Here is a 25,234-nt window from a genome sequence, read left to right as displayed (position 1 = left end):
GGGCGCGGACCACCCCCTTCGCAGATGAGGACGGATTCACCCGTGGATCTCTTCGAGTACCAGGCGCGCGACATGTTCGAGGCGCACGGAGTGCCGGTGCTTGCCGGCAAGACCGCGACCACTCCCGAGGAGGCCCGCGCGGCCGCCGAGGAGATCGGCCCCAGGAGCGGCGGCGTCACCGTCGTCAAGGCCCAGGTCAAGACCGGCGGTCGCGGCAAGGCCGGCGGCGTCAAGGTCGCCAAGACCGCGGACGAGGCCGAGCAGCACGCCCGCGCCATCCTCGGCATGGACATCAAGGGCCACACCGTCGGCACCGTGATGATCGCCCAGGGCGCCCGCATCGCCGAGGAGTACTACTTCTCGCTCCTGCTCGACCGCGCCAACCGCTCCTACCTCGCCATGTGCAGCAAGGAGGGCGGCATGGAGATCGAGCAGCTCGCGGTGGAGCGCCCCGAGGCGCTCGCCAAGGTCGCGGTCGACCCCAACACCGGCATCGACGACGCCAAGGCCCAGGAGATCGTCGACGCGGCGGGCTTCGACGCCGAGACGGGCGCCAGGATCGTCCCGGTGCTGAAGTCCCTCTGGGAGGTCTACCGCGACGAGGACGCCACCCTGGTGGAGGTCAACCCGCTGGTGAAGACCGAGGACGGCGAGATCATCGCCCTCGACGGCAAGGTCACCCTCGACGCGAACGCCGACTTCCGCCAGCCCGGCCACGCCGCGCTCGAGGACAAGGCCGCGGCCGACCCGCTCGAGGCCGCCGCGAAGGAGAAGGACCTCAACTACGTCAAGCTCGACGGCTCCGTCGGCATCATCGGCAACGGCGCGGGGCTGGTCATGTCCACCCTCGACGTCGTGGCCTACGCCGGTGAGGAGTTCGGCGGGCAGAAGCCCGCGAACTTCCTCGACATCGGTGGTGGCGCCTCGGCCGAGGTCATGGCCGACGGCCTGCACATCATCCTCGGCGACCCGCAGGTGAAGTCGGTGTTCGTCAACGTCTTCGGCGGCATCACCGCCTGCGACGCGGTGGCCAACGGCATCGTCGGCGCCCTCAAGAAGCTCGGCGACGAGGAGAACAAGCCGCTCGTCGTCCGGCTCGACGGCAACAACGTCGAGGAGGGCCGGCGCATCCTCGCCGAGTTCAACCACCCGCACGTGATCATCGAAGAGACCATGGACGGCGCCGCCCGCAAGGCCGCCGAGCTGGCGTCGAAGTAAGGGATACACACCAATGGCAATCTTTCTCGACGAGAACTCCAAGGTCATCGTCCAGGGCATGACCGGCTCCGAGGGCATGAAGCACACCCAGCGCATGCTCAAGTCCGGCACCGCCATCGTCGGCGGCGTGAACCCGCGCAAGGCCGGCACCAGTGTCGACTTCGAGGGCGGCACCACGGTGCCCGTCTTCGGCACCGTCGCCGAGGCGATGAAGGAGACCGGCGCCAACGTGTCGGTCATCTTCGTGCCGCCGGCGTTCGCCAAGTCGGCCGTGGTCGAGGCGATCGACGCCGAGATGCCGCTCGCGGTCGTCATCACCGAGGGCATCGCCGTCAAGGACACCGCCGAGTTCTTCGCCTACGCGCAGGACAAGGGCACCACCCGCATCGTCGGCCCGAACTGCCCCGGCCTCATCAGCCCCGGCAAGTCCAACGCCGGCATCATCCCCGCCGACATCGCCGGCGGCGGACGCATCGGCCTGGTCTCCAAGTCGGGCACGCTGACCTACCAGATGATGTACGAGCTCAAGGAGTTCGGCTTCTCCTCGGCCGTCGGCATCGGCGGTGACCCGATCATCGGCACCACCCACATCGACTGCCTCGAGGCGTTCCAGAACGACCCCGAGACCGACGCGATCGTCATGATCGGCGAGATCGGCGGCGACGCCGAGGAGCGGGCCGCGGCCTACATCAAGGAGAACGTGACCAAGCCGGTCGTCGGCTACGTCGCGGGCTTCACCGCCCCGGAGGGCAAGACGATGGGCCACGCCGGCGCCATCGTCTCCGGCTCCTCGGGCACCGCACAGGCCAAGAAGGAGGCCCTCGAGGCCGCCGGGGTCAAGGTCGGCAAGACGCCGTCCGAGACCGCCCAGCTCATGCGCGAGATCATGCAGGGCCTGCAGAAGTAGGTTCTGCCGCAAGGCCTTCCACGACGGCGGCCGGTCACCTCGATGAGGTGGCCGGCCGCTCGTCGCTGTGGCACAACGCGTATGCCGCGGGCGCGCCTAGGGCAGGCGGGCCAGGTCCATGAGGCGCTCGAGCTCGGCAAAGCCCTGCGCCTTGGTGCCGGTGAAGCCCCGGCCGTCGTCGGTGCCGTGGAAGACGAGGGTGCTGACGGCCCCCTCGGTCTGCATTCCCGTCATCCCGACCCACTGGTACATCGTGCCGCTCGCGTCCGGTCCGCTCACCCGGGTGGTCAGCAGCCACGTCTGGGGCACGGGTCCGCGCTCGGCGGTGGTGCGCGCCTCCGCCGTGCCGCAGCCCTTCATGACCAGGGTGTCGAGGCGCTTGATGTCGGCCTGCACGAGCTCGTAGCCCTGGATGTCCTCGAACAGCCGCACCCGCTGCTTGCCGATGTAGTTGGCGTCGCCGCTGCCCGCGCGGATCGACACGACGCCCCACCGGCCCCCGATGCCGGCCAGGAACTCGTCGGTCTCGCACTGCACGATCGACGCCGAGCCCTCCTGGTCGCCGGGGCCGGCATACGTGCGCTGGCCCTTGCCCAGGAGCTTCGACGACCACTGCGACGCCGGTAGGAAGAGTCTCGACGGCGGGAGCGGCTCGGATCCCACCACGGGCAGGTCCTCGCCGGAAGTGGTCGTCGGTGACGGTCCCGCGGTCGTGGGGCTGGTGTCGCCGTACTGCTCCAGCCGCTCGGTGGCGATGGCCGCGAGGCGCTCTACCTGCTCGCGGGAGAACTCGCTCGATGGGTGGTCGGGTTCGGTCACGGTGACCACGGCGAGGTGCTTCCCGGCCGTGGCCACGGCATACCAGCCTGATCCGGCGCCGCCGGCCTTGTAGGAGTAGAGCCGCGGCCAGGAGTCGGTCTGCACGGGCGTCACCGCGAACTCGCCCTGCTGGCAGGAGCCGATCGCGCGCGCGACCGCGGCAGCAGCGCCCGACGCCGAGCCCGACGTCGCCGCCCACCGGGTCTGGCCGCCCTGGATGTTGCCCTGCGCCGAGAGCAGGGTCTCCGCCTGGACGGGCCTGCCCAGCTGGGTGGAGCCGAGGCAGGGGTCCGCCTCGTAGCTGGTGACCGCCTCGGTGTCGAAGTCGCTCGACCACCCGAGGGCCAGCTTCCACTCCTTGGCCAGCGGCAGCGCGCCGGGCTCGCGCAGGAACGGGGAGACGGCCTCGCGGTCAACCGGGGTGGTGGGAGCCGCGGTGGTGGTCGTGCTGGTCGCGGGCGGGACGGGCTGGCTGGCGTTGTCACCGCCGAGGGCCGAGAAGCCGACCACGGCAGCCACCAGGGCCCCGGCCGCGGCACCCGCGGTCCAGCCCAGCATGGTGCGCCGCCGGCGGGCGCTGCCCCGGGCCTTGACGAACCGCACGTCCGCCAGCGGCAGCGTGTCGACGTCGGCCTTCAGCGTGCCCAGCGACCGCCGGACGTACTCGTCGTCGGCCGGAGTCCAGGTGTCGGTCTCAGCCATGGTGGGACTCCTCGTGGCGCAGGGCCGCCGCCAGCTGGGCGCGGCCTCGGTGCAGGCGGGCCTTGATGGTTCCTGCGGGAGTGTTGGTCTCGTGGGCGATCTGCTCGATGCTCAGGTCGCCGATGTAGTGGAGCGTGACGGCCTCGCGCACGGGCTCGGCCAGGGTGCGCAGGGCGGCGATGACCGCCACCCGGTCCTCGGTGGGTGGGCCGGTGGCCGCCGCCGTGCTCTCGCCGTGCCGCTCGTAGGCGCGGTCCTGGCTCGACTGCTTGCGCCAGGCCGAGATCGCCAACCGCCGGGCCACGGTGCGCACCCAGGCGAGCGGGTCGTCGTAGGTGTGCACGTGCCCCCACTGCTGCCAGGCCCGGGCGTAGGCCTCCTGCGTGCAGTCATGGGCGAGGGTCAGGTCACCGGTCGTGGCGTAGACGAGGTGGACGACGCGTCGTGCGGTGCCGCGGTAGAACGCGTCGAAGTCGGCCTCGGTGCCCTGCGTCGGCATCGCTGTCCTCGCCGCCCTCTCCTGGTGCAGTCGGATCTGGTCGGGCTGCTCGCCCCCCCTCACCCCACCAGACGCGCGGCCCCACCGCGAGGGTTGCGGTCCGCCCGCAGTTTCTCGCCGGCGGTCAGAGCAGCCCCGGCAGGTGCGCCCAGGCGGCGGGGGTCGCGGTCGGCGGGACGCGCGCGTCGTCGCGACGGGCGAGGACGAACCACACCGCGGTGCAGGGTTGCCCGTGCGGGTTGCTGAGCCGGTGCGGGGTCGAGGAGTCGAAGTGGATCGAGTCACCCGGCCCGAGCGAGTAGGTCTCGAAGCCGACCTGCACCTCGAGCCGGCCGGTGACGATGACGCCGTACTCGCGCCCGCCGTGCCGGACCATGTCGTCCTCGGGGCAGGAGGCGCTGCCGGGGCTGTACTCCACGTGCAGGAAGTCGACGAGCGGGTCGTCGGCGGTGAGCCGCTCCCACACGACCCCCGACATCTGCACCCGCCGCCGCTCGCCGGCGCGCACGACCGGCGCGTCGATCCGCGGCCAGGCGGCGGGGGTGGGCGTGGGGGCGTCGGGGGCGGGGCCATCGGCCGGGCCGGCACCGAGCAGCTCGTTCAGCGAGATGCCGAGCACCGACACCAGCGCGTAGAGGGTGCCCACCGACGGCTTGGCCTTGCCGAGCTCGACCTGGGAGACGAAGCTCGGCGAGACCTCGACCTGGCGAGCCACCTCGCGCAGGGACAGGCCGCGTGCCTCCCGGGCCGCGCGGAGGGCGGCGCCGAGGTTCTCGGCTGTGGGCTCGGGGCCGGAGGGGGCCGACGGGGGAGTGGGTTCGGGCATCGGGTTCGAGTCCCTTCCGCAGCCGGGTGCGCGGGCGGCCCGCGTGCAGTGTGACTGTACACCCGCCGCGCGGTGTGCCGGAGCGCGTGCCCGACGGCATACGTATTGTGAAGTAATACTTGACACCCCGCTCGGTCCGGTGGCGTAATCGCAGGTAGCCGAGACGAGTGTGAGGCGGGTCACCATGGCAGTGCGGACCTACGGCCCCAATGCGGTCGACTGGGAGCAGCGCATCGACCTCGACCGGTTGCGCCACGACCGCCTGGCGCGGATCACGGCCGGGCTCGAGGCCTCATCGCTCGGCGGGCTGCTGTGCTTCGACTTCTCCAACATCCGCTACCTCACCTCCACCCACATCGGCACCTGGGCGCTCGACAAGCTGATCCGGTTCGCCGTCCTGCCGCGTGGCGGCCAGCCGGTGCTGTGGGACTTCGGCTCGGCCGCGCGCCACCACCAGCTGTTCAACCCGTGGCTCGACGGCGAGAAGCGTGCCCGCGCCGGCATCTCCACCCTGCGCGGCGCCTTCCACCCGGACTCGGGCACCGCCGAGGAGGTGGCCCGCAAGGTCGCCACGGTGCTGCGCGAGCACGGCATGGACGGCGAGCCCCTCGGCGTCGACCTCGTCGAGATGCCGATCCTGGCGGCGCTGCGGGCCGAGGGGATCGACGTGGTCGACGGCCAGCAGGTGTTCCTCGAGGCCCGCCGCATCAAGACCGCCGACGAGATCGGGCTGCTGACCCAGGCCTGTTCCATGGTCGACGCCGCCTACGAGGAGCTCTACGGCTTCCTGCGGCCGGGCGTGCGCGAGAACGAGTGCGTGGGCCTGGTGAGCAAGGTGCTCTACGACCTCGGCAGCGAGTTCGTCGAGGGGGTCAACGCCATCTCGGGGGAGCGCTGCGCGCCGCACCCGCACGTCTACAGCGACCGCATCGTGCGGCCCGGCGACCCGGCGTTCTTCGACATCCTGCACAGCCACCTGGGCTACCGGACCTGCTACTACCGCTGCTTCGCCGTCGGCAGCGCGTCGCCGGCCATGCGCGACGCCTACACCCGGTGCCGGGAGTACATGGACCTGGCCATCGCCCGCGTGCGGCCCGGCGCGACCACCGCCGACATCGTCGAGGTCTGGCCCACCGCGCAGGAGTTCGGCTTCGCCAGCGAGGAGGCGGCGTTCGCGCTGCAGTACGGCCACGGCGTGGGCCTGAGCATCTGGGAGAAGCCGATCTTCAGCCGCCTGGTCTCGCTCGAGCACCCGGAGACCCTCGAGGAGGGCATGGTCTTCGCGCTCGAGACCTACTGGCCCGCCGGCGACGGCTGGTCGGCCGCCCGCATCGAGGAGGAGGTCGTGGTGACCGCTGACGGCTGCGAGGTCATCACCAAGTTCCCGGCCGAGGACCTGCTCATCGCCGGGCAGCGGTACTGGACCGTCGCCGGCCCGCTGGCGCCGGTCCGCGAGTCGCAGTCGCACCTCAACACCGCCCAGGGACGGGGGGAGTCGTGAGCACCGAGGCCGCCGCCCCGGTCGACGCCGCCACGCTGCTCGGCTGGTACGAGCAGATGGCCGTCATCCGCGGCACCGAGAAGGCCGCGCACGACCTGTTCCTGCGCGGGCTCGTCAAGGGCACGACGCACCTCGCGGCCGGGCACGAGGCGGTCGCGGTGGGCGCGAGTGCCGCGCTGCGGCCCGACGACTACGTGTTCGCCACCTACCGGGGCCACCACCACGCGATCGCCCGCGGCGCGACGCCCGAGGGCTGCCTCGCCGAGCTGATGCAACGGCATACGGGGGTGTGCCGGGCCAAGGGCGGCTCGATGCACCTCACGCAGGCGGACCACGGGATGATGGGCTCCTACGCGATCGTGGGTGCACACCTGCCGATGGCCGCCGGGGCGGCCTGGTCGGCGAAGCTGCGGGGCAGCGGCCAGGTCGCGGTGGCGTTCTTCGGTGACGGTGCCACCAACATCGGGGCCTTCCACGAGGCGCTCAACCTCGCGGCGGTGTGGAAGCTGCCGGTGCTCTTCGTCTGCGAGAACAACCGCTACATGGAGTACACCGCGATCCACACGGTCACGGCGGTGCCCAACCCCGCTGCCGACCGGGCGGCCGCCAACGGCATGCCGGGGGTCGTCGTCGACGGCAACGACGTGGTGGCCGTGCACGACGCGGTGGCCCGGGCTGTCGAGAGGGCACGCAGCGGTGCGGGCCCGACGGTCGTCGAGGCTCTGACCTACCGGCACTTCGGCCACAGCCGCACCGACCCGGCGACCTACCGGCCCGTCGAGGAGGTCGAGGAGTGGATGGCCCGCGACCCGCTGCTGGTGGCCCGCAGCCGTCTCCTCGGGGAGGGGGCGACCGAGGCGCAGCTCGACGCGGCCGCCGAGCGCGCCGCCGCCGAGGTCACGGCCGCGGTCCGGGCGGCCCAGGCGGCCCCGCCGGCGGACCCCGCCGACGCGTACACCGACGTGTGGGCTGACGGAGGTGCGGCATGGCGAACGTGAGAACCGGCGCCGGGGACTCCGACGTGACGACCTACCGCGACGCGGTCGCCGAGGGCATCGCCCGCGAGATGCGGCGCGACGAGCGGGTCGTCTGCCTCGGCGAGGACATCGGCGCGGCGGGTGGCGTGTTCAAGACGACCGTCGGGCTGTTCGACGAGTTCGGCCCCGAGCGGGTCTGGGACACCCCGATCTCGGAGCAGGCCATCGTCGGTGCTGCCATGGGGGCCGCCATGACCGGCATGCGCCCGGTGGCCGAGATCATGTTCAGCGACTTCCTCGCCTGCTGCTGGGACTACCTGGCCAACGAGATCCCCAAGGCGCGCTACATGACCGGCGGCCAGGTGACGGTGCCGCTGGTGGTGCGCACGGCCAACGGCGGCGGGCTCGGGTTCGGCGCGCAGCACTCGCAGTCGGTGGAGAACTGGGCGCTCGCGGTGCCGGGCCTGAAGATCGTGGCGCCGTCGACGCCCGCGGACGTGGTGGGCCTGATGGCCTCGGCGATCCGCAGCGACGACCCCGTGGTCTTCTTCGAGCACAAGGGCCTCTTCGCCAGCAAGGGTGCGGCCGCGCCGCCGGAGCACGCCATCCCGCTCGGCAAGGCCAACATCGCCCGCACCGGCACCGACGTCACCGTGGTGGCGCTCGCGGCGACGGTGCCCATGGCGCTCGAGGCAGCCGAGCGGCTCCACGGCGACGGCATCTCGGTCGAGGTCGTCGACCTGCGCTGCCTCATTCCCCTCGACGTCAGCACCGTGCTGGCCTCCCTCGAGCGGACCAGCCGCCTGCTGGTCGTCGAGGAGAACCCCTACCAGGGAGGCTGGGGCGCCACCGTCGCCTCGGTGGTCGCCGACGAGGGCTTCGAGCTGCTCGACGCCCCGGTGCGTCGGGTCGCCGGTGACAACGTCCCCCTCCCGTTCGCGGATGCCCTGGAGCAGCAGGTCATCCCCACGGTCGACAAGGTCGTCGCCGCCGTGCGGCGGCTCGTCTCCTACTAGCAGCGCGGCTGTGCACGCAGCCGTCAGGAAGGGAGCAGCAATGGGCAAGATCCTCCTCAAGGGCGGGACCGTGCTGTCGGTCGACCCGCAGATCGGCGACCTCCCCACCGGGGACGTGCTCATCGAGGACGACCGGATCGCCGGTGTCGAGGCCAGCATCGACGCCGACGCCGAGGTGGTCGACTGCACGGGCCGAATCGTGGTCCCGGGCTTCGTCGACACCCACCGGCACACCTGGGAGGCGGCGATCCGCAACTGCGCCCCCAATGCCACGCTCGACGACTACTTCGTCGAGGTCCTCGACACGTTCGCGCCGCTCTACCGGCCCGAGGACGTCTACGCCAGCAACGTCGCCGGCTCGCTCGAGTGCCTCAACGCCGGCATCACCACCCTCGTCGACTGGTCGCACATCAACAACACCCCCGAGCACCCGGACGCCGCCATCCAGGGCCTGCGGGAGACCGGGATCCGCGCGCAGTACGCCTACGGCAGCGCCAACACCTCGCTGGAGAAGTACTGGTTCTTCAGCGCTGAGGCGATCCCCGCCGACGACGTGCGCCGCGTCCGTGAGACGTACTTCTCCTCCGACAGCGGCCTGCTCACGATGGCGCTCGCGACCCGCGGCCCCGGGTTCACCCAGGACCAGGTCGTGCAGGCCGAGTGGGGCATGGCGCGCGAGCTCGGCATCCCGGTCACCGTGCACGTCGGCATGGGCCGGCTGGCCGGACGGTACGCGATGGTCGAGCAGCTCGACCGGCTCGGCCTGCTCGGGCCCGACACCACGTTCATCCACTGCTGCTACTTCAGTGACCACGAGTGGCAGCGGGTCAAGGACACCGGTGGCACCATCTCGATCGCCCCGCAGGTCGAGCTGCAGATGGGCCACGGGTGGCCGCCGGTCAACAAGGCGCGCCAGTTCGGCCTCCGGCCGAGCCTGTCGATCGACGTCGTCACCACGGTGCCGGGCGACATGTTCACCCAGATCCGTGCGGCCTTCGGCGCCGAGCGGGCCCGGGTCAACGCCCTCACCTGGGAGTCGGGCGACCCGACCCCCGAGACCATGCTGACGGCCCGCGACATGCTGACCATGGCCACCCTCGACGGGGCCCACGTGGCGGGGCTCGAGGACCGCACCGGGTCGCTGACCCCCGGCAAGCAGGCCGACGTTGTCGTCATCGACGCCAGCGCCATCGGCGTGGCACCCGTCCACGACCCCGTGGCCGCCGTGACGCTCTCGGCCGACGTCTCCAACGTCGAGCACGTGATCGTCGGCGGGGTCTTCCGCAAGCGCGACTTCCGGCTGCAGGCCGACCTCCAGACGGCCCTCGCGCGCGTCACGGAGTCGCGCGACTTCCTCGTCGAGGCAGCCGCCAGGGCGAAGGAACCCGCTGCATGACCACCCACCACCTCGTGCGCCGCGCCGAGTCCACCCGGTGGGCCCCGGTCACGGGCCCCCTGGCGGGGGCTCAGGGGTATGCCGCGTGGCCGGTCGTCGACGCCGGCACCCCGGCCGTGCACACGGGCTTCGGTCTGGGCCGGTTCGAGTCCGGCGGCTCGCTGCCGCCCCACGTGCACTCCTACGAGGAGAGCCTGTACGTGCTCGCGGGCCACGTGGTGGTGCAGACACCCGGCGAGGCGGTGCGGTTGCGGGCCGGCGACTACGGGCTCGTCCCCATCGGCGTCCCGCACTCGCTGCGCAACGACGGGTCCGCCGACGCGGTGTTCGCGAGGATGTCGGCGCCCACGCCACGGCCGGAGCACGACCACGACACCTTCGTGCTGCCAGGCCTGGCCGAGACCGAGCCGGTCGCGGCCGACGTGCGGGACCCGCGGACCCGGCGCTACGGGCACATCGACGCGGCTGCCCTCGACCCCGAGCTGCAGACGCAGGACCGCCTGGCCGTCTCGGCGAGCATGCGCACCGCCCTGCTCGTCTACAGCGGGATCGCGGTGAAGATGATGGTCGACTCCGACCTCGGGGCCACGCAGTCGACGATGTTCATGGTGCAGTACGAGCCGGACGGGGTGGCGGGCGCGCACGACCACCCGTTCGAGGAGACCTACCTCATCGTCGAGGGAGCGGTGGAGGCCACCTTCGACGGCACGGCGTACCGGCTCGGGGTCGGCGACGTCGCCTGGGCCGGCGTGGGCTGCGTGCACGGCTTCCGCAACGTCGGCGACGGACCGGTGCGCTGGCTGGAGACGCAGGCGCCGCAGCCGCCCGGCCGGCACTCCTACCGGTTCGCCCGTGACTGGGACTACCTGAGGCAGCAGCTGGGATCGGGAGGACCGGCATGAGGACCGTGGTGATCGGCGGCACGTCCGGACTCGGGCTGGAGGTGGCCCGCCACCGGGCTGGCCTCGGCGACGAGGTGGTGCTCACCGGGCGCGAGCCCGCCCGCGCCGAGGAGGTGGCGGCGTCGATCGGGGAGTCCGCGCGCGGCATACCGCTCGAGCTCGCCGAACCGCACGCCATCGCCGAGGCGCTCGCCGACGTCGGACCGGTCGACCGGCTGGTGCTGGCCGCGATCGACCGTGACGCGAACTCGATCGCTGACTACGACATCGACCGGGCGACGCGGCTGGCGACCATCAAGCTGATCGGCTACGCCGAGGTGATCCACGCGCTGCGCCCCGGCATGGGGGAGGGCGCGTCGATCGTGGTCTTCGGCGGGCGCGCCAAGGACCGCCCCTACCCCGGGTCACTGACCGTCTCGACGGTGAACGGTGCCGTGACCGGCATGGTCAACGCGCTGGTGTTCGAGCTGGCGCCGATCCGTGTCAACGCGCTCCACCCCGGGATCGTGGGCGACAGCCCGTTCTGGGCGGGCAAGCCCGAGGCGGTGCTCGAGGGCTACCGCAGCCGGACGCCCACCGGCCGCCTGGCCACCATGGCCGACATCGTCGGCGCCGTGGACTTCCTGCTCGAGAACGGCTCGGTGAACGCGGTCAACCTCTACGTCGACGGCGGGTGGCTGGTCACGTGACCGACGCGCTGCGCGTGGCCCTGCTCGGGACCGGCCGGATGGGATCGGCCATGGTGGGGCGCCTGACCGGCGCCGGCCACCACGTCACCGTGTGGAACCGCACGCGCGAGCGGGCCGAGGCGGTCGCGGCGCGGCACGGGGCCGCCGTCGCCCCGACGCCGCGCGAGGCCGTTCACGGGGTGGCCGTCGTGCTCGTGTCCCTGGCCGACGACGCCGCCGTGCGGGCTGCCTACGAAGGCAGCGACGGCCTCATCGCCGGGCTGCGGTCCGGTCAGGTGGTCGCCGACACGAGCACCGTCGACCCCGACACCCTGCGTGCCCTCGAGCCGGCGGTCAGCGCGACCGGGGCAACCCTGCTGGACACGCCCGTGTCGGGGAGCGTCGCCTCGGTCGAGGCGGGCTCCCTGCTCGTCATGGCCGGCGGCGAGGCGGCGGCCCTCGAGCGGGCGAGACCGGCGCTGGAGGCCATGGCCAGCCGCGTCGTGCACCTCGGGCCGCTGGGCACCGGGGCCACGATGAAACTCGTCGTCAACGCGATGGTGCACGCGCTCGACGTGGCGCTGTCCGAGGCGCTGGTGCTGGCCGAGCGCGCAGGGGTGGAGCGGGCGGCCGCCTACGACGTGATCTCGGCGAGCGCCGTCGGCGCACCCTTCGTGGCGTACAAACGTGAGTCCTTCCTCCACCCCGACGAGGCGCCGGTGGCGTTCGCGCTCGACCTCGTGGCCAAGGACCTCGCGCTGGCCGCCGCGCTGGCGAGCCGGGTCGGCGCGGTGATGCCGCAGCTGGCCGTCAACCGGGAGGTGGTGCGGGAGGCCGTCGCGGCCGGGCTGGGCGGTGCCGACCTCAGCGCGGTGGCGCGCCACCTGAGGGATCGGGCGGGCTAGCACTCCACCTTTTCTCGTCGCGCCCGGCGTTGCACCCCGAGGCTCTGCACTTCCTCGGCGACCATGGACCCCTGATGAGTGTCATGGAGCTGCTGCGTGGTGTCCCGTCCCCGACCAGCGGGGGAGGGGCACCCGACGGGCAGACCCCGTGGCACCGGTACCTGCTTGCCGGGGCCGGCACCGCCCTGGCCTCCTCGCTCGTCGTCGTGCTGCCGGCCCTCATCGCCTGGGTCGCCAGTCCCAGGAGCACCGTCCCCTGGACCGAGGCCCTGGGCGTCGGGGCGAGCCTGTGGCTCCTGGCGGGCGGCAGCTGGCTGCGCGCCGGCACCGCCTCCATCGCCTTCGTCCCCCTGCTGCTGAGCCTCGGCCTGGTCGGCGCCGCGACCTGGGGTGCCTTCCGCAGCGCGACCGAGGCTGCCGACGGGCACCGCTCCACCGGGCACCGGTGGGGGCTGCTGCCCCACCCGGTGGTGCGCGCCCTCGGCCTGTGGGCGGCGGGGTATGCCGGGTGCGCGGCGCTGTGGGCCGCCGTCGCCGCGGCCTCCTCGCCCCGCCCGCAGGTGCTCGGCCTCGTGCTGCCTCTGCTCGGCGTGCCGGCGGTCGCGGTCGCCGGCGCTGCGGTGCGCCTGCTCTCGCACGACCCGGAGCTCGCCGGGCCGCGCTGGGGCCGCCCCTCCTTCGTGCCCGACGTCGTACGCCGGGCGGTGCGCCCGGCAGCCGCCGGAGCCGGCGCGATGCTCGGCCTGGGCCTGGCCACGGTGGTGCTCCTCGTGGTGCTGCGGTTCGGCCAGGTCGCCCACCTGCACGACGCGCTGGCCCCGGGCGTCGTGGGCGGTGTCCTGCTGACGGTGGCGCAGGTGCTGTGCCTGCCCAACCTCGGCCTGTGGGCCGTCTCCTTCCTCGCTGGGACGGGGTTCTCGGTGGTCGAGGGGGCCTCCACGACCTGGACCGGGTCCCGCTCGGGTCTGATGCCGATGGTCCCAGTGCTCGGGGCGCTGCCCGACCCCGGCGCCTTCCCGGGCTGGCTCCCAGCGCTGGGACTACTGCCGGTCGGTGTGGGCGCGCTCATCGGGTGGCGCTCCCTGCGCTCGCTCGCGCTGCTGTCGACCACCCGCACCAAGCTGCTGGTGACGGGCACCGCCGTCGCGCTCGCGGCGGGCGCGATCGGCCTGCTCGACGCGGTCGCGGGCGGGTCGCTCGGCTCCGCCCGGCTGGCCGACCTCGGGGCGCCGGCCGGCCCGATGGCCCTGGCCCTGCTCGTCGAGTTCGCCGTCGGTGCGGGGATCGTGCTCGCCTGGGACCGCTGGCGCCTGCGCCGCTGAACGCCTGCGTCAACCCAGCCGGTCCAGCATCCAGTCGCACCACTGCACGGCTGCACGGCGGGTGCGCACGCCACCTTCGAGGGTGAGGACGCTGGCGAACACCGGGTGTGAGCGGTCCTGGGCCTCTGGCCGCTCGGTGAGGGTCGACAGCTCCTCCTCGTAGGCCCGCAGGGCCTGCGTGTGACGAGCCCTGGTCTGGCGGACCAGCGCCCGGGCGGCCTCCGGCTCCACCGTCCACACGGACCACAGCCGCAGCGTCTCGAGGTCGCGCACGGGCTGGGGCTCGAGGTCGCTGGCCACCCATGACCGCAGCGCCGCGAGGCCCGCCGGCGTCACGGCATACCTCTTGGTGGGGCGCGGCCCCGCGCCCTCCACGACCTCGTGCTGGAGGAGGCCGGCCTCCTCGAGGCGGGCGAGCTCGGGGTAGATCTGGCTGTGCGTGGCGCTCCAGAAGTATCCGACGGGTCGCTCCATGCGGCGAGCGAGGTCGTAGCCGGTGCGGGGAGCCCGCGCCAGCAGGCCGAGGATCGCGCAGCCCAGGTTCGAGGGTGTGGACGGAGTCGGGGTCATATGTCAATCTTGACATATGAGAAGAGCTGTGGGGGGAGCAGTTGCGGTGGCGCTGGCACTGGTGCTGGCTGCCTGTGGGGACGGACAGGGCGCTGGTGGCGCCGCGCCGTCCCGGACGCCCCAGCCCCTGCCGATCACCACGCCGACGAGCATCGAGGAGCGGTGCCTGGTGCCCGTCGAGGGCGGCCTGACGTCCTTCGCCGGGCCCGACGGCAGCACGATGGCCGGCGCGGTGCTGGGGGAGGGGGCCGACGCTGCGGTCTTCCTGCACCAGACCTCGAGGTCGGGTTTCTGCGGCTTCGCCACGTATGCCGAGTGGGCCGCGGCCCAGGGGGTGAGGGTCGTGCTCGTCGACCTGTGCGGCTGGGGACGTTCCGCGTGCAAGGGGCCCTTCGCCGCGGACCTCGAGGCCCAGGTGCGCCTGCTCGTCGACTGGACGCGAGACGCCGGCGCCCGGCGGGTCACGCTGGTCGGGGCCTCCATGGGAGGCGCCATCGCGCTCGGTGTCGGGGAGCGGGCTGGAGCGGATGCCGTGGTCGACCTCTCCGGGCCGGCGACCTGGCCGGGGGTGCTGTCGGCCGTCGAGGCGGCCCGGCTGACCACCGTGCCGCTGCTGCTCGCCGTGGCAGCCAGGGATCGCGAGATGGACCCACCGACGCTGCAGGCCGCCGTGGAGAGCGCGCCGGCCCGACACAAGCGGTTCGTCTCGGCGCCGGGTGGGCACGGCTGGACCATGCTCAACGACGGACCGCTCACCGAGCCGGTGTGGACACCGTTGGCCATCGACGTGCTGTCCTGGATCAAGGGCGACTACTCCTCCTCGTGAGCCGCGGACGGCGCTGGCTGCGCGAGCTGCCGGAGCCCGTCCGCCCACCCGGTGCCGGTGGGTGGACGCGGCGGCGGCGGTGACTCGGCTTGGCGCTAGGGTCGCAGCGTGACCGCGCCCGACGCCGCCACCGCAGCGCCCGTCCCCGACGGGCCCGCCGGCATCGTCGTCCTCGTCTCCGGCAGCGGCACCAACCTGCAGGCGCTCATCGACGCCGCCGCCGACCCGGCCTACGGCGTGCGCATCCTCGCCGTCGGGGCCGACCGCGACGGCATCGCGGGGCTCGACCGGGCGCAACGCGCCGGCATACCGACGTTCGTGTGCCGGGTGGGCGACTTCGCCGACCGCGCCGCCTGGGACGTCGCGTTGGCCGAGGCCATCGGCGCCTTCCCGCCGGCGCTCGTGGTCTCCGCGGGCTTCATGAGGCTCCTCGGCCCCGCGGTGCTCGGCAGGTTCACGGTCGTCAACACCCACCCGGCCCTGCTGCCGGCGTTCCCCGGGGCGCACGCCGTGCGCGACGCATTGGCCTACGGCGCCAAGGTGACCGGCTGCACCGTGCACGTCGTCGACGCCGGCGTCGACACCGGGCCCGTCATCGCGCAGACCGCCGTGGACGTGCGCGACGACGACACCGAGGAGTCGCTCCACGAGCGCATCAAGACCGTCGAGCGCCAGCTGCTCGTCGACGTCGTGGGCCGCGCGGCCCGCGAAGGACTCACCGTCACCGACCGAAAGGCCACCATCCCGTGAGCGAGCAGACCGCACCGTCGCCCGTGGAGCGCCGACCGATCAGGCGGGCCCTGGTCTCCGTCTACGACAAGACCGGCCTCGACGAGCTGGCCGCCGGGCTGCACGAAGCCGGCGTCGCCATCGTCTCGACCGGCTCGACCGCGCAGCGCATCGCCTCGGCCGGGGTGCCCGTCACGCCCGTGGAGGAGCTGACCGGCTTCCCCGAGTGCCTCGACGGCCGGGTCAAGACCTTGCACCCGCGCGTGCACGCGGGCATCCTCGCCGACACCCGCAACCCCGACCACGTGCGCCAGCTCGAGGAGCTCGGGGTCGAGGGCTTCGACCTCGTCGTGGTCAACCTCTACCCGTTCACCGACACCGTGGCCTCCGGCGCCTCGCAGGACGACTGCGTCGAGCAGATCGACATCGGCGGCCCCACGATGGTGCGGGCGGCAGCCAAGAACCACGCCACCGTCGCCATCGTCACCAGCCCCACGGCATACGGCTCGGTGCTGGAGGCGGTGCGCGGCGGCGGGTTCACCCTCGCGCAGCGGCAGCGGCTCGCGGCCGAGGCCTTCGTGCACACGGCGACCTACGACGTGAACGTGGCCTCGTGGATGGGCAACGTCGTCACCGACACCTCCGACGGCAGCGGCTTCCCGGCCTGGGTCGGGGCGACGTGGGAGAAGGCCGCGGTGCTGCGCTACGGCGAGAACCCGCACCAGCGGGCGGCGCTCTACACCTCCGGGTTCGTCCCGCAGCCGGGGCTGGCGCAGGCGGAGCAGCTGCACGGCAAGGAGATGTCCTACAACAACTACGTCGACGCCGACGCCGCGGTGCGCGCGGCCTACGACCACGGCGACCAGCCGACGGTGGCGATCATCAAGCACGCCAACCCCTGCGGCATCGCGGTGGGCGGGTCCATCGACGTCGCCCACGCCAAGGCCCATGCGTGTGACCCGGTCTCGGCGTTCGGCGGGATCATCGCGGCGAACCGGCCGGTGAACGCCGCGATGGCCGAGGCCGTCAAGGACGTCTTCACCGAGGTCGTCGTGGCGCCTGCGTTCGACGACGACGCGCTCGAGATCCTCAAGGGCAAGAAGAACATCCGGCTGCTCACATGTGCCCCACCGGTCCGGGAGGGGGCTGAGATCCGCCCCATCTCCGGCGGGCTGCTCATGCAGGCGCGCGACACCGTCGAGGCCGAGGTCGAGGGCGGCGGCGACGACCCGTCGCGCTGGACGCTGGTGTCGGGCGAGGCGGCCGACGAAGCCACTCTGGCCGACCTCGCGTTCGCCTGGAAGGCGATCCGCGCGGTGAAGTCCAACGCGATCCTGCTCGCCAAGGACGGCGCCTCCGTCGGCGTCGGCATGGGCCAGGTCAACCGGGTCGACTCCTGCCACCTCGCCGTCTCACGGGCGGGGGCGGAGCGGGCCAGCGGGTCGGTGGCGGCCTCCGACGCGTTCTTCCCCTTCGCCGACGGCCTGCAGGTGCTGCTCGACGCGGGCGTGCGCGCGGTCGTGGCGCCGGGTGGCTCGATGCGCGACCAGGAGGTCGTCGACGCGGCGACGGCCGCCGGCGTCACGATGTACTTCACCGGGACGCGGCACTTCGCGCACTGACGTCCTCAGCGGGTGAGCTGGCGCAGGGTGACCGGCCGGCCGCGGCCGATCTCGGCGACCTGCGCGAGGTAGAGCTCGGCGCAGGCCAGCGCGTCGGTGAGGGCGTCGTGCGCCCGGTAGCGGGGCAGCCCGTGCCGGGCGCGGGCGGCAGCCAGTCGCAGGCTCCCCGCAGCAGGCTCCTGGGTCCACCCCGTGGTCAGCAGCCGGTGCTCGAGCGCCATCGTGTCGACGGCGACGGAGGGCAGGTGCTGTCCGTGCACCCGCCGACAGGCGACGTCGAGGAACCCCTGCTCGATCGCCGCGTGGTGGGCCAGCAGCACCCGCCCGGCGAGCGCCCCGAGCAGGGCGTCGAGGGCGGCGGGCAGGTCGAGCCCGGCGGCGACCCGGTCGTCGGTGAGGCCGTGGACCGTCGCGCTCTGGCCCACGCTCGTGGTGCCCCGCACGACGAGCTGCCCGGCACCCGACAGCACGATGCTGGTGCCGTCGACGGGCACGAACCCGATGCTGACGATGCGGTCGTGGTCGGGGTCGAGACCGGTCGTCTCGAGGTCGACCGCCAGCAGGCGCAGGCTCGTGTGGTCCGTGCCCGACGGGGGGAACGGCTGGGCGAGGTAGTCGCGCAGCGCCCCCTGGGGACCGGCCGCCAGCTGCCGGGCGCGACGCCGGTCCGGGGAGCTGCGCAGGATCATGACAGGTAGTGCAGCGGGTAGGTGCGGGCCAGGACGGCCTGCCCCTGCTTGACGACCTGGAAGGCGTCACGCAGGTGGCGCTTGTCGAACGCGCTGAGCTCGTCGGGACCCACGTAGTTGTCGGGTGCCCGCCCGGCCCTCACCTGGTTCGCCTGGTGGCGCAGCCGCACCTGGCCCAGGAACTCCATGGCACCGGCCAGGTCGGCCGCCGCCTCGGCGCTGAGCCGGCCGGCGCTCGTGACCGCCCGCAGCCGGGCGAGGGTGCTGACGTGCGGCGTGCCCACGGCGAGGGCGTGGACCCGGGCGAGGTCGACGATGAGCCCGAGGCCCTTGCGCTTGAGGTTGAGCGTGTCGACGTGCTCACCCGCCCCCTCGAGCACGAATCCGCGGAAGAAGCCGATCGGCGGGTGGTTGGAGACCGCGTGCTTGGCGAGGTGGGCCAGGAAGGTCGACCGGTGGGGCGCCTGGGCGAGCACGTGGTCCTGCAGGTCGGTGAACAGCTCAGCGGCGCCGTGGAGGGGGCGGATGTCGAAGAAGATGCTGCCGGCGAGCACCGCGTCAGGGTGCGGCGTCGTCATCCAGCCGGCGAAGGTGCGCTTCCACTGGCCCAGGGGCTGGCGCCACTTCGCGTTGGTGGCCATCACACCACCGGTGCAGTAGGTGTAGCCGCAGGCGGCGAGGTCGTCGCTGACCCTCCGGGCGAGGGCCTCGAACCAGGCCGCGTCGTCGGGCGTGGCCTCGTCCGAGAGCAGGAGGGCGTTGTCCTGGTCGCTGGCCAGGCCCTGCTCGTGGCGGGCCTGCGACCCGAGCGCAACCCAGCACCAGGGGACGGGGGCGGGGCCGAGGCCCGCAAGGGCGAGGTCGAGCAGGCGGCGGCCGGTGGCGTCCCCGACGGCGGTGGCCACCCGGCCCACGTCGTCGGCGGAGGCGTCCTGCTCGACCAGCTGCTGCACGACCTGCGGCAGCCTGGCGCTCAGCCTGGCGACCTCCTCGGCGCTGCTCGCCTTGCGGAGGTCGCCCACGAGGTAGATGGGGTTGGCCTGCTCGAGCCTGATCAGGTCGGTGCTGGTCACGATGCCGACGAGCTTGCCGTCGTCGACGACGGGGACGTGGTGGATGTTGCGCGCCACCATCTCCATCAGCACCTCGAAGGCGAGGTCGTCGGGCGAGGCGGTCACGGGCTCCGTCGTCATCACCGACGCCACGGGAGAGGAGGGGTCGCGGCCGTCGGCCAGCACGCGGTTGCGCAGGTCGCGGTCGGTGACGATGCCGACCAGCCGGCCGCCGTGGACGACCAACAGCGACGACACACCACGGCTGCGCATGGTCTCGGCGGCCTCGCGGATGCTCACGTGCGAGTCGGCGGTCTCGGGCGCTCGGGCGACCAGGTCGCGGGCCGCGACCCGAAGCCCTGCGAAGCGTCGCCCCGCGATCTGCGCGGTGAACTGCGCCTGCTGGGCCCGCTGGCGGTGGCGTCGGTCGAAGAAGGCCTTGAAGTCCGGGAGCTCGCGGCACAGCCCGAGGAACGCCTCGGCGGGCACGGCCAGCACGAGCGAGTCCTCGATGGCGGTGAACTCGTAGGACGAGGGCGTCTCCTGCAGCAGCGGGGACATCGCGAACGACGTGCCGCTCTCCGAGCGCTCGACGAGCTCGCCGTCGCGGTCCCTGATGTCGATGGCCCCGGACCGGAGGACGTACATGACGTCGGTGTGCTGCCCGACCGCGAGCAGCACGCTCCCGCGGCGGAAGTAGCGGACCTCGAGGCGGGGGACGAGGCGCTCGAGCACCGGGCGGGGCAGCGTGTCGAACGGCGCGTGCTGCGCCAGGAACTCGCGGATCTCGACCAGCTCGGTGTCCATGACCCGCGCATCATGGCACGCGGGGCCGGGGGCGGTCCCGGGGACAAGGGCCCCAACGCGGTTCGGGGTGTTGCCGAGCGCAACAGCACTCGGCAACACCCCGAACCGGTGACGCGTCGGACCTGGGGTCAGCGGCTCCAGCGGTAGCCGGTGGGCTCGCCCTCGCCGAGGTCGACGATCGCGGCCACGGGGCCGCCGCCGTCGGGGCCCTGGTGGGCGGCGGAGACCGAGACGAAGACGGCAGGGTCGCCGGTCACGGCTGCGGTGACGCCACCGACGCAGGACTTGATCTGGCGGTGCCAGTGCACGTCGGAGTCGTCGAGCATCGCGTTGCGGCGGCCGTGCACGGTGCCGTCCTGGCTGACCTCGCACTTGAGGAAGACATTGACCAGACGACCCTGCAGGTCGGTCCAGTGCGGACGCTCCGGCAGGTCGAGGCCCGCACTCTTGACGGCCTCCCAGATGCCGTCCTGGTCGAGGGCGTCCTTCATGACCGAGTGGCCGATCCGGTAGCGGCCGCCGATGCCGCGGGTGTTGCCGACGACGACGATCTGCGCCTGGTCGAGCTCGACGCCCGAGGAGCAGGACGCGACCGAGGAGTACAGGTCGCGGTTGTGCATGACGTCCTCGTCCGCCGGCATCTCGATCTCGCCGAGGGCGACGGCGATGCCGAGGCCGGTGGTGCCGTTGGAGAGGTCCATCGACTCGTGGGTGTGCTCGGTCCACACTGACCTGCCGCGGGACTTGGCGTCGCGGATGGTGTGGATGGTGAGCAGCGGGGTCTTGGTCTGCACGTAGTGCACGTCGGCCGGGTCGGTGATGCCGGCCCGCTCCATGGCGACCTTCACGCCGTCGGCGACCTTCTTGACCATGCCGACGTACCCGATCTCCTCGGGCTTGATCGGCTCGCTCATGGCGAACCCGACCGTGAGGCGCAGATCGTCGGACTGCTCCGCCTTCTCCGCGGGCACGGTGGCGAAGATCGTGGCGTGGGGGCTGATCACGCCGTCGGTGCCGCCGGACCACACGATCGGCACCTGCTTGACCTGCTCGGCCGGGGCGCCCTTCTCGATGAGGACCTCGCGGAACGCCCGGTCGGCGATGATGCGGGTGTAGTCGTTGACGCCGCCGTTGCCCTCGGTCTTGCCGATGATGGCGATGACGCGGCTGGCCTCCATGACGCCGTCATCGATGAGCTTGGCGAGCTCGGAGGCGTCCGCGACGCTGTGGATCGGGACCTTGCGGACCTCAATGGGCTCGGGCACGTGACTCACCTTTCTGGTTCGTTGCTTGTTGCTGGACGTTCTCGATGACGGTGCCGACCTGGCCCGGCGTCTCGATGGCCTCGGTGATGCGGTCGAGCGAGGTGATGATGCTGCGCTGCCCGCCGCTGCGGACGAACCGCAGCGCCGCCTCCACCTTGGGGCCCATGGAGCCGGATGCGAAGTGGCCCTGCGCGGCATACTCCTCCATCTCGGCGAGGCTCACCCGGCCGAGGGGGCGCGCGTCGGGCGTGCCGTAGCCGATGACGGCGTTCTCGACGTCGGTGGCGATGACGAGGACGTCCGCGTGCACCGAGCGGGCGAGCACGGCGGCGGTGAGGTCCTTGTCGATGACGGCCTCGACGCCGCGGACCTTGCCCTCCTCGGTGCGGATCACCGGGATCCCGCCGCCGCCGGCGGCCACCACGACGTAGCCGGAGTCGATGAGCGTGAGGAGCGTGTGGGTCTCGAGCACCTCGATGGGCTCGGGGGAGGCGACGACCCGGCGCCAGCCCTTCTCGCCGCGGTCCTCCCAGGTCTGCCCGTGGTCGATGAGCACCTGGGCCTGCTCGCGTGGCAGGAACCGGCCGATGGGCTTGGTGGGCTGGGTGAAGCCGGGGTCGTCGGCGTCGACGAGCGTGCGGGTGATGAGGGCGGCACAGCGGCGGTCGACGCCGCGCTGGCCCAGCGACCACTCGAGGGTGTCGAGGATCGTGAAGCCGATGGTTCCCTGCGTCTGCGCCCCGCACCAGTCCAGGGGAACGGGCGGCACCACACTGGCAGCTAGCTCGTTCTTCACGAGCAGGTTGCCGACCTGTGGCCCGTTGCCGTGGGTCAGCACGACGTCGTGACCCGCCTCGACCAGCCCGGCGATGTGCTCCATGGCCCGGGCGATGGCGTGGCGCTGCTCCTTGGGGGCGGCGCTGCCGTCCGGGCCGGTCATGGCATTGCCGCCGAGCGCGACGAGGACCCTCATGCCCACCTCCATTGGTCTAGGGCGCGAGCCTAGGGAGGTTCGGGGTCCGGCCGCGTTGGCACCAAGTGCCCAACGATCCGCCCGCTGTTGGGAGATGTATGCCGTGCGGCCAGCTCCTCGAGCGTGCCGACCAGCGCCTCCCACGCCGTGGCGGTGTCGGCCGTCTCCTCGGGCGTGTGCCTCAGGACCTCGACGAAGCCGGCGACGTCGGCCAGCGCCCAAGCCAGGCGGTAGCGCTCGACCAGGGCGGGTTGGAGGGGCCGGCCGGTCCCCTCGGCGGGGCCCAGGGGGGGCACCGCTGTCCTAGTTCTGGCCCAGCCTGCGGTAGCGGTCGAGCCGGGCCTGCAGGCGCTCCTGCCGGTCCATGCGCGCCAGCGTCGCCAGCTCGTGCTGGATGGACTGCGACATGCGCTGGCAGAACTGCTCCGGCTCGTCAGCCGCATCGGGGTGCTCGGCGACGATGCGGTCGACGATGCCGTCGGCGAGCAGGTCGAGCGAGCGCACCCGCTGGCTGGCCGCCAGCTCCGGCGCACGGCTGGTCTCGCGGTGGAGGATGGCCGAGGCACCCTCGGGCGGCAGCGGCGACAGCCAGGAGTGCTGGGCACAGATCACGCGGTCGGCCGGCATGACCGCCAGCGCGCCACCGCCGGTGCCCTGGCCGAGCAGCACACACAGGGTGGGGGCGTCGAGGGTCACGAGCTCGGCGAGGGAGCGGGCGATCTCACCGGCCAGGCCACCCTCCTCGGCCTCCTTGGAGAGCGCCGCACCGGCGGTGTCGATGACGCTCACCAGCGGCAGGTTGAGCTCGTGGGCCAGGCGCATGCCGCGACGGGCGACGCGAAGTCCCTTGGGGGACAACGGGTCCTCGACGGTCTGGCCGCGCCGGTCCTGGCCGAGCACGACGCAGGGGGCACCGCCGAAGCGGGCCAGCGCCATGAGCATGCCGGGGTCGTACTCGCCCTGGCCGGTGCCGTGCAGCGGCAGCACGTCGGTGGCCCCGAGGCGCAGCAGGGTGCGCACGCCGGGCCGGTCCTCGCGGCGGCTGCGGGTGATCGACTCCCAGGCAGGGATGTCGGCCAGCTGCTCCTTCGGGATCTCCGGCACGTCGGGCAGGTCCTCACGTGGGGCCATGAGCACGCTGAGGGCACGGTCGGCCACCTCGGCGAGGGCCTCGACCGGCAGCACGGCGTCGACGAGCCCGTGCTCGAAGAGGTTCTCTGCGGTCTGCACGCCCTCTGGGAACGGCTTGCCGTAGAGCGCCTCGTAGACGCGCGCCCCGAGGAAGCCGACCATGGCACCCGGCTCGGCGACCGTGACGTGGCCGAGCGAGGCCCACGACGCGAAGACGCCACCGGTGGTGGGGTGGCGCAGGTAGACGAGGTAGGGCAGCCCGGCGGACTTGAAGGCGGCGCACGCCGCACTGATCTTCACCATGCCGACGAAGGCGGGGGTGCCCTCCTGCATGCGCGTCCCGCCGGAGGAGGGTGCGGCGAAGAGCGGCAGCTCCTCCTCGCGGGCACGCTCGAACGCCAGCACGATCCGCTCCGCCGCGACGGCACCGATCGACCCGGCCAGGAAGCGGAACTCACCCGCGATGATCGCCACCCGGCGTCCGCGGATGGTGCCCTCGCCGGTGATGATGGACTCGTCGGTGCCGGCCTTCTCGGCAGCGGCGGCGAGCTCCGCGGCGTACGGGCTGTCGGGGGAGGTGGGCTGCACCGGGGCCACGTCCCAGCTCTTCCAGCTGCCCTCGTCGAGCACCGTCTCGAGCAGCTCGAGGGCGCCGAGGCGGCGCGGCTTCTCGCTCACGCCTGGTCCTGCTCGTCGAGCCAGGCGCGCACCGCGTCGTTGTGCTGGCCCAGCATCGGTGGGGCGAGGTGGTCAGCCCGCCCACCGGCATACGCGTTGTCGTCGAAGCGGATCGGCGGCCCGGGGATCTCGATCGAGCCGAGCACGGGGTGGTCGACGTCGAGCACGAGGCCCTGCGAGCGGGTCTGGTCCCACTCGTAGACGCGGTCGAGGGTGCGCACCTCGCCGGCGGGCACGCCGATCTCGTCGAGCGTGGTGAGCAGGTCGGCGAGCGTGCGGTCGGCGAAGGCGGCGTCGACCGCGGCGTTGACGGCCTCGCGGTTGGCGACCCGCTCGCGGTTGGTGGCCATGCCCTCGCCGGTGGGGTCGATGCCGAAGGCGGTCGCGAGCTTGACCCAGAGGCCCTCGCTGCCGCAGGCGATCTGCAGCATGCCGTCCTTGCACTCGAAGAGGCCGTAGGGCGTGATCGACGGGTGGTGGTTCCCCTGCCCGTGGCCCACCTCGCCGGCGACGGTGTAGCGGGTGCCCTGGAAGGCGTGCACGCCGACGATCGCGGCAAGCAGCGAGGTGCGCACCACGCGCCCCTTGCCGGTGCGGTTGCGCTCGTGGAGGGCCGAGACCACGCCGTAGGCGCCGTACATGCCCGCGAGCAGGTCGCCGATCGGCACGCCGACGCGGGTGGGCTGGTCGGGGGAGGGGCCGGTCAGCGACATCAGGCCCGCCTCGCCCTGGGCGATCTGGTCGTAGCCCGCGCGGCCACCCTGCGGCCCGTCGTGTCCGAAGCCGCTGATCGACAGCACGATGAGGCCGGGGTTGATCTCGTGGAGGCGCTCGACCGTGAAGCCGAGCCGGTCGAGCACGCCGGGGCGGAAGTTCTCGATGAGCACGTCGCCGTGGCGCACCAGCCGGGTCAGCGTCTCGCGGCCGTCGTCGGACTTCAGGTCGAGGGTCACCGACTCCTTGTTGCGGTTGCACGACAGGAAGTAGGTCGAGATCGGGTCGTCCTCCGGCCCCACGAAGGGCGGGCCCCACCCTCGGGTGTCGTCACCGGCGCCGGGTGACTCCACCTTGATGACGCGGGCGCCCATGTCGCCGAGCATCATTCCCGCGTGCGGGCCGGCCAGCGCCCGGGACAGGTCGATGACGGTGGTGCCCTCGAGGGGTGCGCTCACGGTGTGCTCCTGGTGCTGATGGGACGGCTCGACAGGCGAGCCGGGGTATGCCGTGGGGTCGA

The 25,234-nt window shown here is 72.8% G+C and carries 24 protein-coding genes; 13 read left to right on the top strand and 11 right to left on the bottom strand.

What is annotated here, in order from left to right; genetic code table 11:
* The first annotated feature begins 42 nt into the window (after positions 1-42).
* Positions 43-1,218 (top strand): ADP-forming succinate--CoA ligase subunit beta, encoded by a 1,176-nt coding sequence (gene sucC / locus P2F65_RS16770; protein ID WP_275810359.1) that lies wholly within the window; start codon positions 43-45, stop codon positions 1,216-1,218.
* A gap of 13 nt (positions 1,219-1,231) precedes the next feature.
* Complete coding sequence (sucD, locus tag P2F65_RS16765; protein WP_275810356.1) at positions 1,232-2,125, top strand: succinate--CoA ligase subunit alpha; 894 nt, start codon at positions 1,232-1,234, stop codon at positions 2,123-2,125.
* Positions 2,126-2,221: 96 nt separating this feature from the next.
* Here the strand turns inward: sucD and P2F65_RS16760 are convergent, their stop codons facing one another.
* The 3 genes from P2F65_RS16760 to P2F65_RS16750 form a co-directional block, all read right to left on the bottom strand.
* Positions 2,222-3,646, bottom strand: a complete 1,425-nt coding sequence (locus tag P2F65_RS16760; RefSeq protein ID WP_275810353.1) for a hypothetical protein — start codon at positions 3,644-3,646, stop codon at positions 2,222-2,224.
* Positions 3,639-4,145 carry a SigE family RNA polymerase sigma factor gene (locus P2F65_RS16755; protein ID WP_275810350.1) on the bottom strand — a complete coding sequence of 169 codons (507 nt, stop codon included), beginning with the start codon at positions 4,143-4,145 and terminating at the stop codon, positions 3,639-3,641. The genes P2F65_RS16760 and P2F65_RS16755 overlap by 8 nt, the downstream gene beginning before the upstream one ends.
* Before the next feature lie 124 nt (positions 4,146-4,269).
* The gene (locus tag P2F65_RS16750) at positions 4,270-4,971 is read right to left on the bottom strand and encodes an XRE family transcriptional regulator (protein WP_275810347.1); all 702 of its coding nucleotides are present in this window, start codon (positions 4,969-4,971) and stop codon (positions 4,270-4,272) included.
* A gap of 184 nt (positions 4,972-5,155) precedes the next feature.
* On the opposite strand from P2F65_RS16750, the gene P2F65_RS16745 reads away from it, so the two are divergent.
* From P2F65_RS16745 to P2F65_RS16710, 8 genes are all read left to right on the top strand, one after another.
* Positions 5,156-6,472: a Xaa-Pro peptidase family protein gene (locus P2F65_RS16745; RefSeq protein ID WP_275810344.1), complete on the top strand. Its 1,317-nt coding sequence runs from the start codon at positions 5,156-5,158 to the stop codon at positions 6,470-6,472.
* A complete protein-coding gene (locus P2F65_RS16740) occupies positions 6,469-7,470 on the top strand; it encodes a thiamine pyrophosphate-dependent dehydrogenase E1 component subunit alpha (protein ID WP_275810341.1) in 1,002 nt (333 codons plus the stop codon). The genes P2F65_RS16745 and P2F65_RS16740 overlap by 4 nt, the downstream gene beginning before the upstream one ends.
* On the top strand, positions 7,458-8,465 hold the full coding sequence (locus P2F65_RS16735; protein WP_275810339.1) for an alpha-ketoacid dehydrogenase subunit beta: 1,008 nt from the start codon (positions 7,458-7,460) through the stop codon (positions 8,463-8,465). Before P2F65_RS16740 ends, P2F65_RS16735 begins: the two co-directional genes overlap by 13 nt.
* Positions 8,466-8,505: 40 nt before the next feature.
* Positions 8,506-9,861, top strand: a complete 1,356-nt coding sequence (locus P2F65_RS16730; RefSeq protein WP_275810336.1) for an amidohydrolase family protein — start codon at positions 8,506-8,508, stop codon at positions 9,859-9,861.
* Positions 9,858-10,763 (top strand): cupin domain-containing protein, encoded by a 906-nt coding sequence (locus tag P2F65_RS16725; protein ID WP_275810333.1) that lies wholly within the window; start codon positions 9,858-9,860, stop codon positions 10,761-10,763. Before P2F65_RS16730 ends, P2F65_RS16725 begins: the two co-directional genes overlap by 4 nt.
* Positions 10,760-11,452: an SDR family oxidoreductase gene (locus P2F65_RS16720; RefSeq protein ID WP_275810330.1), complete on the top strand. Its 693-nt coding sequence runs from the start codon at positions 10,760-10,762 to the stop codon at positions 11,450-11,452. Before P2F65_RS16725 ends, P2F65_RS16720 begins: the two co-directional genes overlap by 4 nt.
* Positions 11,449-12,336, top strand: coding sequence for an NAD(P)-dependent oxidoreductase (locus P2F65_RS16715; RefSeq protein WP_275810328.1), 888 nt, complete (start codon positions 11,449-11,451; stop codon positions 12,334-12,336). The genes P2F65_RS16720 and P2F65_RS16715 overlap by 4 nt, the downstream gene beginning before the upstream one ends.
* Before the next feature lie 74 nt (positions 12,337-12,410).
* A complete protein-coding gene (locus tag P2F65_RS16710) occupies positions 12,411-13,658 on the top strand; it encodes a DUF6350 family protein (protein ID WP_275810325.1) in 1,248 nt (415 codons plus the stop codon).
* Positions 13,659-13,667: 9 nt separating this feature from the next.
* Here the strand turns inward: P2F65_RS16710 and P2F65_RS16705 are convergent, their stop codons facing one another.
* Positions 13,668-14,228, bottom strand: a complete 561-nt coding sequence (locus P2F65_RS16705; protein ID WP_275810322.1) for a PadR family transcriptional regulator — start codon at positions 14,226-14,228, stop codon at positions 13,668-13,670.
* Positions 14,229-14,256: 28 nt separating this feature from the next.
* On the opposite strand from P2F65_RS16705, the gene P2F65_RS16700 reads away from it, so the two are divergent.
* The 3 genes from P2F65_RS16700 to purH all read left to right on the top strand — a co-directional run bounded on the left by P2F65_RS16700 (position 14,257) and on the right by purH (position 17,405).
* Complete coding sequence (locus P2F65_RS16700; RefSeq protein ID WP_275810319.1) at positions 14,257-15,054, top strand: alpha/beta fold hydrolase; 798 nt, start codon at positions 14,257-14,259, stop codon at positions 15,052-15,054.
* A 108-nt stretch (positions 15,055-15,162) separates the two neighbouring features.
* Positions 15,163-15,804: a phosphoribosylglycinamide formyltransferase gene (gene purN / locus P2F65_RS16695; protein ID WP_275810316.1), complete on the top strand. Its 642-nt coding sequence runs from the start codon at positions 15,163-15,165 to the stop codon at positions 15,802-15,804.
* On the top strand, positions 15,801-17,405 hold the full coding sequence (purH, locus tag P2F65_RS16690) for a bifunctional phosphoribosylaminoimidazolecarboxamide formyltransferase/IMP cyclohydrolase (protein WP_275810313.1): 1,605 nt from the start codon (positions 15,801-15,803) through the stop codon (positions 17,403-17,405). Before purN ends, purH begins: the two co-directional genes overlap by 4 nt.
* Before the next feature lie 5 nt (positions 17,406-17,410).
* Here purH and P2F65_RS16685 read toward each other — a convergent pair whose 3' ends face one another.
* From P2F65_RS16685 to P2F65_RS16655, 7 genes are all read right to left on the bottom strand, one after another.
* Complete coding sequence (locus P2F65_RS16685) at positions 17,411-18,094, bottom strand: exonuclease domain-containing protein (protein ID WP_275810310.1); 684 nt, start codon at positions 18,092-18,094, stop codon at positions 17,411-17,413.
* Positions 18,091-19,953, bottom strand: a complete 1,863-nt coding sequence (locus P2F65_RS16680) for a DUF294 nucleotidyltransferase-like domain-containing protein (RefSeq protein WP_275810307.1) — start codon at positions 19,951-19,953, stop codon at positions 18,091-18,093. Before P2F65_RS16680 ends, P2F65_RS16685 begins: the two co-directional genes overlap by 4 nt.
* A 128-nt stretch (positions 19,954-20,081) precedes the next feature.
* A complete protein-coding gene (locus P2F65_RS16675) occupies positions 20,082-21,218 on the bottom strand; it encodes a ring-opening amidohydrolase (RefSeq protein WP_275810304.1) in 1,137 nt (378 codons plus the stop codon).
* Positions 21,202-22,191, bottom strand: a complete 990-nt coding sequence (gene arcC, locus P2F65_RS16670) for a carbamate kinase (RefSeq protein ID WP_275810301.1) — start codon at positions 22,189-22,191, stop codon at positions 21,202-21,204. The genes P2F65_RS16675 and arcC overlap by 17 nt, the downstream gene beginning before the upstream one ends.
* A 29-nt stretch (positions 22,192-22,220) precedes the next feature.
* Positions 22,221-22,487, bottom strand: a complete 267-nt coding sequence (locus tag P2F65_RS16665) for a hypothetical protein (RefSeq protein WP_275810298.1) — start codon at positions 22,485-22,487, stop codon at positions 22,221-22,223.
* Between the two features lie 7 nt (positions 22,488-22,494).
* On the bottom strand, positions 22,495-24,000 hold the full coding sequence (locus P2F65_RS16660; protein ID WP_275810295.1) for a carboxyl transferase domain-containing protein: 1,506 nt from the start codon (positions 23,998-24,000) through the stop codon (positions 22,495-22,497).
* Positions 23,997-25,172: a CoA transferase gene (locus P2F65_RS16655; protein WP_275810292.1), complete on the bottom strand. Its 1,176-nt coding sequence runs from the start codon at positions 25,170-25,172 to the stop codon at positions 23,997-23,999. Before P2F65_RS16655 ends, P2F65_RS16660 begins: the two co-directional genes overlap by 4 nt.
* Between the last annotated feature and the right edge of the window lie 62 nt (positions 25,173-25,234).

Origin of the sequence: Knoellia sp. p5-6-4, assembly GCF_029222705.1 — a bacterium.
Classification (GTDB): Bacteria; Actinomycetota; Actinomycetes; order Actinomycetales; family Dermatophilaceae; genus Pedococcus_A.
This window is presented reverse-complemented; position numbering and strand designations above follow the sequence as displayed.